This window comes from Pseudomonas sp. GW456-L13, from assembly GCF_017350115.1.
Lineage (GTDB): Bacteria > Pseudomonadota > Gammaproteobacteria > Pseudomonadales > Pseudomonadaceae > Aquipseudomonas > Aquipseudomonas jessenii.
Genome location: NZ_JACNAS010000001.1, coordinates 2,772,730 through 2,786,515, shown reverse-complemented (window position 1 = coordinate 2,786,515; position 13,786 = coordinate 2,772,730). Strand labels below are relative to the sequence as shown.

Annotated in this window: 8 protein-coding genes; 3 read left to right on the top strand and 5 right to left on the bottom strand. The window is 59.3% G+C overall.

Annotated elements, in window-relative coordinates; genetic code table 11:
* Window positions 1–75: 75 nt before the first annotated feature.
* The 3 genes from putP (at window position 76) to J4D25_RS12550 (ending at window position 3,307) form a co-directional block, all read left to right on the top strand.
* Window positions 76–1,560, top strand: a complete 1,485-nt coding sequence (putP, locus tag J4D25_RS12560) for a sodium/proline symporter PutP (protein ID WP_057712300.1) — start codon at window positions 76–78, stop codon at window positions 1,558–1,560.
* Window positions 1,561–1,987: 427 nt separating this feature from the next.
* Window positions 1,988–2,224, top strand: coding sequence for a hypothetical protein (locus tag J4D25_RS12555; protein WP_057712299.1), 237 nt, complete (start codon window positions 1,988–1,990; stop codon window positions 2,222–2,224).
* A 243-nt stretch (window positions 2,225–2,467) separates the two neighbouring features.
* A complete protein-coding gene (locus J4D25_RS12550; RefSeq protein ID WP_057712298.1) occupies window positions 2,468–3,307 on the top strand; it encodes a 23S rRNA (adenine(2030)-N(6))-methyltransferase RlmJ in 840 nt (279 codons plus the stop codon).
* 109 nt (window positions 3,308–3,416) lie between these two features.
* Here J4D25_RS12550 and msrA read toward each other — a convergent pair whose 3' ends face one another.
* The 5 genes from msrA to aceE all read right to left on the bottom strand — a co-directional run bounded on the left by msrA (window position 3,417) and on the right by aceE (window position 13,506).
* On the bottom strand, window positions 3,417–4,067 hold the full coding sequence (gene msrA, locus J4D25_RS12545) for a peptide-methionine (S)-S-oxide reductase MsrA (protein WP_057712297.1): 651 nt from the start codon (window positions 4,065–4,067) through the stop codon (window positions 3,417–3,419).
* Between the two features lie 222 nt (window positions 4,068–4,289).
* A complete protein-coding gene (locus J4D25_RS12540; RefSeq protein WP_057712296.1) occupies window positions 4,290–6,983 on the bottom strand; it encodes a bifunctional diguanylate cyclase/phosphodiesterase in 2,694 nt (897 codons plus the stop codon).
* Window positions 6,984–7,217: 234 nt separating this feature from the next.
* Window positions 7,218–8,612 (bottom strand): alkaline phosphatase D family protein, encoded by a 1,395-nt coding sequence (locus tag J4D25_RS12535; RefSeq protein ID WP_057712295.1) that lies wholly within the window; start codon window positions 8,610–8,612, stop codon window positions 7,218–7,220.
* Between the two features lie 275 nt (window positions 8,613–8,887).
* Window positions 8,888–10,849, bottom strand: coding sequence for a dihydrolipoyllysine-residue acetyltransferase (gene aceF, locus J4D25_RS12530; protein WP_057712294.1), 1,962 nt, complete (start codon window positions 10,847–10,849; stop codon window positions 8,888–8,890).
* Window positions 10,850–10,860: 11 nt separating this feature from the next.
* Window positions 10,861–13,506: a pyruvate dehydrogenase (acetyl-transferring), homodimeric type gene (gene aceE, locus J4D25_RS12525; RefSeq protein WP_057712293.1), complete on the bottom strand. Its 2,646-nt coding sequence runs from the start codon at window positions 13,504–13,506 to the stop codon at window positions 10,861–10,863.
* Between the last annotated feature and the right edge of the window lie 280 nt (window positions 13,507–13,786).

The following is a 13,786-nucleotide window of genomic DNA, read 5'->3' as shown; positions in this document are numbered from 1 at the left end:
CGTCTGTCAAACGTATGCGTTTGCGAGCGGTTCACCAGCCGCAGCTACATAAAAACAAAGCCAGGGCGTAACTTAATGAGCGTAAGCAATCCAACCCTGATCACGTTCGTGATCTACATCGCAGCAATGGTGCTGATCGGCTTGATGGCCTATCGCTCCACCAACAACCTTTCCGACTACATTCTGGGCGGTCGTAGCCTGGGCAGCGTCGTGACCGCACTGTCCGCCGGTGCCTCCGACATGAGCGGCTGGTTGTTGATGGGCTTGCCCGGCGCGATCTACATGTCCGGTCTGTCCGAAAGCTGGATCGCCATCGGCCTGATCGTCGGCGCCTACCTGAACTGGCTGTTCGTCGCCGGCCGTCTGCGTGTGCAGACCGAGCACAACGGTGATGCACTGACCCTGCCGGACTACTTCGCCAGCCGTTTCGAAGACAAAAGCGGCCTGCTGCGGATCATCTCCGCGGTCGTGATCCTGGTGTTCTTCACCATCTACTGTGCTTCCGGCATCGTGGCCGGCGCCCGTCTGTTCGAAAGCACCTTCGGCATGTCCTACGAGACTGCGCTGTGGGCCGGTGCTGCGGCGACGATTGCCTACACCTTTATCGGTGGTTTCCTGGCCGTGAGCTGGACCGATACCGTACAAGCCACCCTGATGATCTTTGCGTTGATCCTGACGCCGGTTATCGTGTTGCTGGCCACCGGCGGCGTCGACACCACTTTCCTGGCCATCGAAGCGCAAGATCCAAGCAACTTCGACATGCTCAAGGGCACCACCTTCATCGGCATCATCTCGCTGATGGGTTGGGGTCTGGGCTACTTCGGCCAGCCGCATATCCTGGCGCGTTTCATGGCTGCCGATTCGGTTAAATCGATCGCCAACGCCCGTCGCATTTCCATGACCTGGATGATCCTGTGCCTGGGCGGCACCGTGGCAGTCGGCTTCTTCGGTATCGCCTACTTCTCGGCGCACCCGGACGTGGCTGGCGCAGTCACCGAGAACCACGAGCGTGTGTTCATCGAACTGGCCAAGATCCTGTTCAACCCATGGATCGCGGGTATCCTGCTGTCGGCCATTCTGGCTGCCGTCATGAGCACCCTGAGTTGCCAGTTGCTGGTGTGCTCGAGCGCCCTGACCGAAGACTTCTACAAGACCTTCCTGCGTAAATCCGCTTCGCAGCTGGAACTGGTCTGGGTCGGCCGTGCCATGGTGTTGTTGGTTGCCCTGGTGGCGATCGCCCTGGCGTCCAACCCGGAAAACCGTGTACTGGGTCTGGTGAGCTACGCCTGGGCCGGTTTCGGTGCCGCATTCGGTCCGGTCGTGCTGATCTCCGTGATCTGGAAAGACATGACCCGCAACGGCGCACTGGCCGGTATCCTGGTCGGCGCGATCACCGTGATCGTCTGGAAACACTTCGAACTGCTGGGCCTGTACGAAATCATCCCTGGTTTCATCTTCGCCAGCCTGGCGATCTACTTCGTCAGCAAAATGGGCACGCCGACTGCCGGCATGTTCCAGCGTTTTGCTGCTGCTGAGGCGGACTATCGTTTGAACAAGTGATGAGTGATGGGTTGAACTCTTCCCGCCTCTGATAAAAGAACGGCTCGCAGCTTTAACAGTGCGGGCCGTTTTTTTTGCTTCTCCGATATCCGTGGTGCGAATTTTCCGGGCAGGGTCCTCGGACGTTTCCTTCAAAAAGTAGCGGTTTTCATGAACTGGTGCGACCGGAGATCCATCGATAGTCTTCGGTAGCCACTGACAACTCAGTGGTGGGGTGTAGGAACCCGTTAAGACCAGAAACGCTTTGACGTCGACACCTGATTTGCGGCCACTAACGTGCGCCCGTAAGATCTGTTGCGGCGGCTGTGCGCGGGCACGCTTCGGCGTGGTCGAGTTCTCTGGTCTCGATATTCCTACCCCGCGTATGGCTGCCACCCAAGCCTGTAGGAAGGCCGATGGTAGCCCCACTTCTACCAGAGGTTAGAAAGTGAAAACAATTCACCCCGATCCGCCCTACGAAAAGCCGATCCCCCATCCCGACAACCGCTTCATGGCATTGACCAGCAACTGCACCGATATGCCCACCCTGTCCATGCGCGGCTCGATCGAGTGCGAGTCCTTCATCCTCAGCGATTTCGCCTTGCTCTGCGCAATTACGTTGCGCGATGGCTGTGATGTGCTGGATGTGGTTGGGCGGCAGTTAAGGGCGCGGCCTTCGCAGTAGCGTCGAGCGGTTTTTGTGGTGAGGGGGCTTGCCTCCGTTGGGACGCGGAGCGGCCCCAAGAAACTGGCATTTCAGTTTTGTCAGATTCACCGAAGGGTTTGGTCTTGCGACTGCTTCGCAGTCGAACGGGGGCAAGCCCCCTCGCCACAAGGGTGTGCAGTGCCTCAACTGACCCGCTCAGCCGCCAACCCCTGACTTGCCGGCCGGTAAAAGGTAAACTTCCCGGCCTTCGCAGGAGCAGCCATGAATTATCGTCACGCCTTCCATGCCGGCAATCACGCCGATGTGTTCAAACACCTGACCTTGACCCGCCTCATCGCCCTGATGTCGCGCAAGGAGCAGCCGTTTGCCTATCTCGATACCCACGCCGGCATCGGTCTGTATGACCTTCAGGGTGATCAGGCCAATCGTACCGGTGAGTACCTGGAAGGCATTGCGCGTTTGTGGGATCAGCCGGATCTGCCGATCCTGACCGCTGATTACATGCAGGTGCTGCACGAGATGAACCCGGATGGCCAGTTGCGCTATTACCCGGGGTCGCCGGAGCTGGCGCGGCGTCTGACCCGCCCTCAGGACCGTGTGTTGCTCAACGAGAAACATCCGGAAGACGGCGTTTTGCTCAAGGACAACATGGCCGGTGATCGTCGGGTCAAGGTTCACTTGGGTGAGGGCTGGCATGTGTCGCGGGCCTTGCTGCCGGTGCCGGAGAAGCGTGCGGTGATGTTGATCGATCCGCCGTTCGAGAAGCTCGACGAGATGCAGCGCTGTGCCGCGTCGTTGAAGGAAGCGATTGGCCGGATGCGTCAGACAGTGGCGGCAATCTGGTACCCGGTGAAGGATCAGCGCGCGCTGCGCCGCTTCTATCAGGACCTGGCCGGTACCGGTGCGCCGAAGTTGTTGCGGGTGGAGTTGCTGGTGCATCCATTGGATACGCCCAACAGCCTGAACGGGTCCGGGCTGGCGATCGCCAATCCGCCGTGGGGGCTGGAGGAAGAATTGCGTGAGCTGCTGCCTTGGTTGTCCGAGAAGCTTGGGCAGACCCAGGGTGGGTGGCGGATGGATTGGTTGATTGCCGAGAGTTGATCTGTAGGAGCGAGCTTGCTCGCGAAGGTCGTGAACGTTAACGCGTAAACCGGATGCCCAGCGGCGTCCTTTGGTTTTTCGCGAGCGGGCTCGCTCCTACAGTCAGTTGTCAGATCGGGCAGGTCACGCCTGTGCCGCCGATGCCGCAATAGCCTTCCGGGTTTTTCGCCAGGTATTGCTGGTGATACGTCTCGGCAAAGTAGACGGTCGGGGCCTGGTCGATTTCGGTGCTGATTTCACCGAGACCGGCCTTGGACAGCTCGGCCTGGTAGGTTTCCTTGCTCTTGAGCGCCGCGTCCAGTTGTTCCGGGCTAGTGGCGTAGATCACCGAACGGTACTGGGTGCCGATGTCATTGCCCTGGCGCATGCCTTGCGTCGGGTTGTGCAGTTCCCAGAACATCGCCAGCAGTTCTTCGTAGCTGACCTTGGCCTTGTCATACACCACCAGCACCACTTCGGCGTGACCGGTCAGGCCCGAGCAGACTTCTTCGTAGGTCGGGTTCGGTGTGAAACCGCCGGCGTAGCCGACCACGGTACTGACCACGCCTTCACGCTGCCAGAAGCGGCGTTCCGCGCCCCAAAAGCAGCCGAGGCCGAAGATCGCGAAGTCGACATCTTCGAAGAACGGGCCGAGCAAGGGGGTGTCTTTAAATACAAAGTGCTTTTCAGGCAGGGTCATCGCGGTTTCGCGGCCAGGCAGAGCTTGTTCTTTAGTAGGGAGCACGTTTTTGTTCACCAGAATTTCCGAGCGCAGAACCATGATCAGTCCTCTCAGTCAGGTTGGGTTGTAAATAAACAGACTGTCAGTGTGCCCAATACCTGCCCGATACGCACTACCCCTGTAGGGGTGAGTCTGCTCGCGATAGCGGTGTGTCGGTGTCATGGGGGGATGACTGGTCCACCGCTATCGCGAGCAAGCTCGCTCCCACAGGCTTTTTTTTGCCTGCCTCAGAGTTTATGTCTGCCACAGGTTCTGTGTCTGTCAGGCGATTGGGCCACGCGGGTAGCGTTTGAGCTTGTCGATCAGCTCATTGCCCGGGATCGGACGGTCGAACAGGTAGCCCTGGCCGACGTCGCAGCGATGACGACGCAGGAACGACAACTGCTCGGCGGTTTCGATGCCTTCAGCCACGACCTTGAGTTTCAGGTTGTGGGCCATGGCGATCACCGCGGAGGTGATTTCCATGTCGTCCTGGTTGTCCGGGATTTCGTGGATAAAGCTTCGATCGATCTTGATGATGTCGATGGGGAATTTTTTCAAGTAACTGAGCGACGAGTAACCGGTGCCGAAGTCGTCCATGGCCAGGGTCAGGCCCAGGCGCTTGAGCTGGTCGAGCTGCAAGTGGGTGTCTTCGGTAGCCTCCAGCAGCAGGCCTTCGGTCAGCTCCAGCTCCAGCAAATGAGCCGGCAGGGCTTCTTCCTTGAGGATGTTGGCAATGGAGGCCACCAGGTCCGGGTCGGAAAACTGCTTGGGCGACAGGTTGATCGCCACTTGCAGGTTGCCCAGGTCGGCGGCGGTCAGCGCTTTGCTCATGCGGCAGGCCTGGCGTGCGATCCATTTGCCGATCGGAATGATCAGCCCGGTTTCCTCGGCGACGCTGATGAACTGATCCGGGCGGATCATGCCTTTTTCCGGATGGTCCCAGCGCAGCAGGGCTTCCATCCCCAGCAGGCGACCGCTGCGCAGGCACAGCTTGGGCTGGTAGAACACGTCGAGTTCGTTCTGGGTCAGGGCGCGGCGCAGGTTGTTTTCGACGAACAGCTTGTAGCTGGCCTCGGCGTTCAGCGCTTCGGTGAACACCTGCACCTGATGTTTGCCGTTGGCCTTGGCCTTGTGCAGCGCCAGCCCGGCATTGCGCATCAGGGTTTGCGGGTCGCGCCCGTGCAGTGGCGCACAGGCCAGGCCCACGGAGCCGGTGACGCTGATCAACTGGTTGTCGACGAACATCGGTTTGTCGAGGGTCGCCAGCAACTGGTTGGCCACTTGCTGGCCCGTCGTGAGGTCGCTGTTGTCCAGCAACACGGCGAATTCGTTACTGGCGAATCGCGCCAGGCTGCCGCTCGGGATCAGGCTGTTGCGCAGGCGCCGGGCCAGGCTGATCAGCAGTTTGTCGCCGGTCTGGTGGCCGAGGCTGTCGTTGATCCGCTTGAAGTTGTCGATGTCCACCAGCAACAGGCTGATCGGCGCGTCGCTGTCCCGGGCGAAGCGTTCATCGAGGTTGCGGATGAACGCCGGGCGGTTGCCGAGGTTGGTCAGGTTGTCGGTGTAGGCCAGGCGCTCGATACGTTGTTGGGCGAGCTTGGTCTGGGTGATGTCTTCGTAGATGCCGATGTAGTGGGTCAGCTCGCGGTTGTCGCCGTAAACCTTGGAGATCGACAATTGGCCCCAGTAGGGTTCGAGGTTTTTCCGGCGGCTCTTGAATTCACCTTGCCAACTGTTGCTCTTGGCCAGCGCCGAAGGTGCATCGAACAGCAGTTCGCTGAGGTTCTCCAGGGCCGGTAGTTCTGACAGCCGCTGACCATGCACTTCTTCGGTGGAATATTGGGTGATCGCGGTGAAGCTCGGGTTGACGTATTCCACCACGCCATCGCAGTTGACCAGCAAAAAGGCGTTGGCACTTTGTTCGACCGCGCGCTGGAACAGGTGCAGGGCGCTGGTGGCGGTTCGCCGGTTGTGGTTGCTGATGACCTGGGCAAACTGGTCCGCCAGTTCTCCGGCGAACGCGATTTCATCCGACTGCCAGGCGCGGGTTGCCCCGGTTTGCTCCAGGCACAAAACGCCGACCACCTGGCCATCGACGCGGATACTGGCGTCGAGCATTGCGTTGACGTCCCGCGGGCGCAGGCTTTCGGCCATCTCCCGGGTGCGTGGGTCGCGCATGGCGTTATGGGCGTCGATGGCACGGCCGGTGTGCAGGGCGTCGAGGTAATCGGGGAAAAGACTGACGTCGATCGGTTGCGGCAGCAGGTATTCCTGATTCGTGCGGTGATAGGCCGAGATCGGCACCAGCATCGAGCCTTCGAGGTGCCACAGGCTGGCACTGTCGATTTCGTAGATGTCGCAGGCGCTGCGGGTGATCAGCTCGGCGGCTTCGCGCAAGGAGTTGTTGCTGCTGTAGCGTTGACGGGTGAGCAGCAGGATCAGATCCTGCTGGGCTCGCACCCGCTCCAGATGCAGCAGTTGCTCCTGCTGGGCACGCTGATTGAGTTCCAGGGCGATTTGCAGGCGCGAGTTCTGGGTTTCAAGGTCCATGGCCGGTTGCAGCGGGTCATCCTCGAACAGGCCGTCGATGACCAGCAGGTAGCCGCGCAACAGGTGTCGATTGTGTTGTTTGTAGGCTTCGCCCAGCTCCAGCAAAGTCAGGGAGCCAGCGGCGGTGTGCAGGGTATAGCGGATCAGGTAGTGCGGGCTTTCAGTCAGCTGTTGCTGGACTGCGTCGTGCAGTTGATAGCGCGCTAGCGGCTCCATCAGGCTGGCGTAGGGCGAGCCCACCAGCGCACACAGTTCCACGGCTGGCAGGCCGAACTGGCGTTCGCAATTGGGATCGAGAAACAGCAGCGCCCAGCTGGGTTCATTAAGCCGTTCGAAACGCAGCATGCCGAGCCGCGAGGGCACAGGCAACTGCGTCACTACCTCGGCCACCATACGGCTGGCGGCATCGGGCTGGCTTTTCATGGAGGGAAACTCGCTTCGAATATGCTGAACGCGCTGGGCTCTCGCCCTCTTTACTGTTGCCTGCGGCAAGGTTGCATCATTGCGACACCGACTGACAAGAGAGATGAAGGCCAAGTGCTATAAGAATATGTCGGCAGACGACAAGTTTTCTTCAGTCGGTGGCAAAAAGTATTGCCAGTCGCTGAAAAATCGCAGTTTTGCAAGTATTGCCAGTGACTGCGATCTGCTTCCGGGTCAGCGAATCGGGATGCCAATGGACTGCAAATGCTTGCCCTCCCGGTCGTGGAAATTCACCTGAAGCTGCCCTGCATCGACGACCAGGTGTGCAAAATTATCCTGGCTGATCACCTTGCTGGTCAGTTCATGTCGATAGTCGCCTGCGGCGGTGCGGACCAGGGGGTGATCGAGGACGAATGTGGCCGTCGTGGCATAGGGCAGCATTTTGCTGTTGCACAGCGGTGACGAGACGATGGTGTGGACCTCGAAGTCCGCATCCTCGCTGTGGCTCAGCCGACTGGTCAGCGAGCCGTGGACATCGCCGGAAATGAAGAAGACATTCTTGATGCGGTGTGTGCGAATGGTCTCCAGCAACCGTAGCCGTTGTTCTGGAAAGGCCTGCCAAGCGTCATCATCCGTGCGTTTGCGGTCAGGGTAGAACATGACACTGGTGACCACGAATTTGACCCGTGCCGGGCTGTGGATCAGCCAGTCGCACAAGGCTTGTTCCTGGGCTGCGTCGAGAATGCGTCGGTCAGTGGCCGACAGATTGCGTCGGGTCCGACTGTCGGTAACAAACCATTCGATATCACCTTCAGTAAATTGATACCAGTATTTGTCCAGTCGTTTATTTGTCAGTCCATCATCAGTTAGTGCATGGGCAGGACTATGACTGGCCTGATACAACTCATAGGCCCTGATTGCGTTTGCATATAAGTACTCATCGGACTTGCTCTTGTTGGCGGGCCAGTTGTCCTCTATTTCATGGTCGTCAAGGATCATGTAAGTGGGCAGATTGGACATTAACCTGGCGATATTTATCTGCGAAAACGCCACGCGATATTTATGGAGGATTTCCTTGAGTTCCCGATCAGGGGCGATAATGTTCAAGTCATCGACATAGATTTGGTCCCCCGTCATCACCAGCGCGCTGACGGGAGGAGTGCCTTGCTCCACCAAACGTGAAATTGAAGCAAAGACTCTGTCGCCCAAGTGAGGGGCGGATGCTATGCCTGCGGTCATGCGCAGGTATCGGCAAGAGCCGACAATGTAGGCCCTTGGCTGGTTGGCCTGGCTGGAACGGGTACGCAAGTGATAAACCTGCCGCGACCATTGCAGCGGCAGTTCCTTCACCGTGTCGACGGTGTGCGACGGGCTGGTCAGGCTGAACCACCCGGCCTGATATTCATAGTCGGAGTCGGCGGACAGGTTGTTCAGCACGATAACTTCGCACATGTCGTGCTCGGGTTCGAGTTTCGCAAAGTTACCTTTTGACCAGTGATCTTCACCTTGTCGTCTATAGCGAATGCCAGCAAATGCCAAGGTGTCTTTGTTGTGTTCGCCGCGTAAAAAAATACGGGCGTGATTAGTTGTGGTGTGGCCAATAATCGGGCCGACAGTGGGTTTGAACATGTTTGAGTCCATTCGGCTGCTAATGAATTAGTCAGATGGTTGTTTCGGATGTAATAAGTAGTCTTCCAGCCAAGACTAGTTATTTGGCCCGAAAAAATATCTGGCAGAAATGGACTCGAGTTGTGGGCGGTATCAGCCACAAATGTAGGAAGACGTTTTAAGTAATAACTTCAGGCAAAAAAAAGCCCCGCCAAATTGGCGGGGTTGAGGTACGAGCGTGGCGCTCGGAAACGTGGAACGCAACAGGCCCTCCGGAGAAGGAGGGCCGGTCGGTGTTACAGGAGCATGGTGCGGATGTCGCCCAGCAGATCGCTCAGACGCTTGGTGAAGCGTGCAGCAGCAGCGCCGTTGATCACACGGTGATCGTAGGACAGCGACAGCGGCAGCATCAGTTTCGGCTGGAAGGCTTTGCCGTCCCAGACTGGCTGGATGGTTGCCTTGGAAACACCGAGGATCGCCACTTCCGGCGCGTTGACGATCGGCGTGAAGCCGGTGCCGCCAATGTGGCCGAGGCTGGAAATGGTGAAGCAGGCGCCTTGCATCTCGTCCGACGAGAGCTTCTTGGTCCGGGCTTTTTCAGCCAGGGAAGCAGCCTCGGCGGCCAATTGCAGCAGGCTCTTCTGGTCGACGTTCTTGATGACCGGTACCAGCAGGCCATCCGGGGTGTCGACGGCGAAGCCGATGTTCACGTATTTCTTGCGGATGATCGCTTTGCCGCTTGGCGCCAGCGAGCTGTTGAAGTCCGGCAGTTCCTTGAGCAGGTGCGCGCAGGTCTTGAGCAGCAACGGCAGGATGGTCAGCTTGACGCCGGCCTTCTCTGCAACGGCTTTCTGGGCAACACGGAACGCTTCGAGCTCGGTGATATCCGCCGAGTCGAATTGCGTCACGTGCGGTACGTTCAGCCAGCTGCGATGCAGGTTGGCGGCGCCGACCTGCATCAGGCGGGTCATCGGCACTTCTTCGATTTCACCGAAGCGGCTGAAGTCCACGACCGGAATCGGCGGGATGCCCGCGCCACCGCTTGCGCCAGCAGCAGCGGCCGGTGCTTCCTTGGCCTTCTGCATCATGGCTTTGACGTAAACCTGCACGTCTTCCTTCAGGATGCGACCGTGCGGGCCGCTGGCGCCAACGGCGCTCAGCTCGACGCCGAATTCGCGGGCCAGTTGACGCACGGCAGGGCCGGCGTGAACTTTTGCACCAGGCTTGGCTGGAGCAGCAACCGGGGCAGCAGCAGGAGCAGCGGCAGCCGGAGCAGCAGCGGCTGGAGCTGGAGCGCTCGGAGCAGCAGCGGCAGGTGCGGTCGCAGCAACAGGTGCAGCAGGAGCGGCGCCTTTGACTTTCAGTTTCAGGATCAGGTCGCCGGTTCCGACTTCGTCGTCGAGCTTGATGGAAACGCTTTCCACCACGCCAGCGGCTGGCGACGGGATTTCCATGCTCGCCTTGTCGGATTCCAGGGTGATCAGCGACTGGTCGGCAACAACGGTGTCGCCGGCCTTGACCAGGACTTCGATGATCTTGGCCTTGCCCGCCGAACCGATGTCCGGAACATGGATGTCCTGAACGCTGTCGGCCACTGGAGCGGCCGGGGCTGCGGCAGCAGCAGGTGCAGCGGCGGGTGCCGGAGCGGCAGCCTGGGCCGGAGCAGCAGCCGGTGCAGCAGCACCCGCCACTTCCAGATCCAGGATCAGGTCGCCGGTGCCGACTTCGTCGTTGAGCTTGACGCTGATGGCCTTGACCACGCCAGCGGCAGGCGACGGGATTTCCATGCTCGCCTTGTCGGATTCCAGGGTGATCAGCGACTGATCAGCCGCGACGGTGTCGCCGACCTTGACCTGGATCTCGATGATCTGGGCCTTGCCCGACGAACCGATGTCCGGCACGTGCACTTGCTGAACGCTGGCAGCGGCCGGCGCAGCAGGAGCAGGAGCGGCGGCAGGTGCAGCAGCCGGTTTGGCTTCAGCCTTGGCCGCCGGTGCGGCAGCCGCAGGGGCCGCAGCAGCGGCACCTTCGACTTCCAGCTCCAGCAGTTCGTCGCCTTCTTTCAGGCGATCGCCCAGCTTCACTTTCAGGCTCTTGATGATACCGGCCTTCGGCGCAGGCACTTCCATGCTCGCCTTGTCCGACTCAAGTGTCAGGATGCTCTGGTCGGCTTCGATACGGTCGCCGACCTTCACAAACAGTTCAATTACTTCACCTTCACCGCTGCCGATGTCAGGTACGCGAATGAGTTCGCTCACAGAATCTCTCCTCAGCAGTCCAGTGGGTTGCGTTTTTCCGGGTCGATCCCGAACTTGGCGATGGCTTCAGCCACCACTTTAGGTTCGATATCGCCACGGTCAGCCAGTGCTTCCAGGGCTGCCAACACCACGAAATGACGGTCGACTTCGAAGAAATGACGCAGTTTCTTGCGGCTGTCGCTGCGGCCGAAACCGTCGGTGCCCAGGACTTTGAATTCCTTGGACGGTACCCACTGACGGATCTGCTCGGCGAACAGTTTCATGTAGTCGGTAGAGGCAATGACCGGACCTTGACGGCCGTTCAGGCACTCTTCCACATAGCTCAGCTTAGGCTTCTGGCCAGGGTGCAGACGGTTGGTGCGCTCAACGGCCAGGCCGTCGCGACGCAGTTCGTTGAAGCTGGTAACGCTCCACACGTCGGCGCCGACGTTGAACTGTTCACGCAGGATCTTCGCTGCTTCACGGACTTCACGCAGGATGGTGCCAGAGCCCATCAGCTGAACGTGGTGCGCCGCTTCGCGGTTGTCTTCCTCGAGCAGGTACATGCCTTTCTTGATGCCTTCTTCGGCACCGGCCGGCATGGCTGGCTGCTGGTACGACTCGTTCATCACGGTGATGTAGTAGAAGACGTCCTGTTGCTCTTCGGTCATCTTCTTCATGCCGTCCTGAATGATCACCGCCAGCTCGTAGCCGTAGGTTGGATCGTAGGTGCGGCAGTTCGGGATGGTTGCGGCCAGCAGGTGGCTGTGACCGTCTTCGTGTTGCAGGCCTTCACCGTTCAGGGTGGTACGGCCGGCGGTGCCGCCGATCAGGAAGCCACGGGTGCGGCTGTCGCCAGCGGCCCAGGCCAGGTCGCCGATACGCTGGAAGCCGAACATCGAGTAGAAGATGTAGAACGGCAGCATCGGCTGGTTGTGGCTGGAGTACGAAGTACCGGCAGCGATGAAGGAGCTCATGGCGCCCGCTTCGTTGATGCCTTCTTCGAGGATCTGGCCCTTCTGGTCTTCCTTGTAGAACATCACCTGGTCTTTATCGACTGGCTCGTAGAGCTGGCCGACGGAGGAGTAGATGCCCAGCTGACGGAACATGCCTTCCATACCGAAGGTACGGGCTTCGTCCGGGATGATCGGTACGATGCGTGGACCGATTTCCTTGTCCTTGACCAGTTGCGCGAGGATCCGCACGAAGGCCATGGTGGTGGAGATTTCGCGGTCGCCCGAGCCGTCCAGGATCGCCTTGAGGGTTTCCAGTGGCGGGGTCGGGATGTTGAAGCTCTTGGCGCGACGCTGAGGTACGAAGCCGCCCAGTGCGGTACGGCGCTCGCTCAGGTAACGGGCTTCGGCGCTGCCTTCTTCCGGTTTGAAGAATGGCAGGTTTTCCAGTTCATCGTCCTTGACCGGGATGTCGAAGCGGTCGCGGAACAACTTCAGGCTGTCGACGTCGACTTTCTTGGTGTTGTGCGCAGTGTTCTTCGCTTCGCCGGCACCGGTGCCATAACCCTTGATGGTCTTGGCCAGGATGACGGTCGGTTGTTCTTTGTGGTTGACCGCTTCGTGGTACGCCGCGTAGACCTTGTACGGGTCGTGGCCGCCACGGTTGAGTTTCCAGATCTCGTCGTCGGACAGATCTTCGACCATCGCCTTGAGTTCTGGCGTGTTGAAGAAGTGTTCACGTACGAACGCGCCGTCTTTGGCTTTGTAGTTCTGGTACTCGCCGTCGATGACTTCGTCCATGCGGCGTTGCAGGATGCCGTCGACGTCCTTGGCCAGCAGTGGGTCCCAGAAACGGCCCCAGATGACTTTGGTCACGTTCCACTGAGCACCGCGGAACACGCCTTCGAGTTCCTGAATGATCTTGCCGTTGCCGCGAACCGGGCCGTCGAGGCGCTGCAGGTTGCAGTTGATGACGAAGATCAGGTTGTCCAGCTTCTCGCGGCCGGCCAGGGAGATAGCGCCCAGGGATTCCGGCTCGTCGCACTCGCCGTCGCCCAGGAAGCACCAGACTTTCTGTTTGCCTGGCTGGATGAAGCCGCGGTGCTCCAGGTACTTCATGAAGCGTGCCTGGTAGATCGCCTGGATCGGGCCCAGACCCATGGATACGGTCGGGAACTGCCAGAAGTCAGGCATCAGCCAAGGGTGCGGGTAGGACGACAGGCCCTGACCGTCGACTTCCTGGCGGAAGTTGTTCATCTGGTCTTCGGTGATGCGGCCTTCCATGAATGCGCGGGCGTAAACGCCTGGCGAGGTGTGGCCCTGGAAGTAGATCAGGTCGCCGCCGTGTTCTTCGGTCGGGGCCTGGAAGAAGTAGTTGAAGCCGATGTCATACAGGGTCGCACTGGAGGCGAAGCTGGAGATGTGACCGCCGAGGTCAGAATCCTTCAGGTTCGTACGCATTACCATGGCCATCGCGTTCCAGCGTACCAGCGAGCGAATGCGGCGTTCCATGAACAGGTCGCCAGGCATGCGTGCTTCGTGGGTTACCGGGATGGTGTTGCGGTAAGGCGTGGTGATGGCGTAAGGCAACTGCGAACCGCTGCGGGTCGCCAGTTCACCCATACGGGTCATCAAATAGTGAGCACGGTCTTCGCCTTCTTTGTCGAGAACCGATTCCAGGGCGTCCAGCCATTCCTGGGTTTCGACGGGATCGAGGTCTTGCATGGCTTGCTCCAGGGCGGAAAGGCTACCAGAATCGGTTGCCTGAGTTAGCGACTGGCCTTGTGGGCAGACGTTATGAATTCTTGGATTGCCGACAGGTTGTTCCGGCGGCGTGTAGTTTTACTACAAATCATCCGGCATTTCAGCCCGTCTAATGTATATACGAGTAGTAAAACTACAGAAGAGCGGCTTGTGGCCCCCGGCTGCGTTGTGAGAATAATCGTTAAGGTTGGTCTTTTTCCAACTACAAAAGGTAAAAGCTTGATGCTGGCTGCCAAAATAA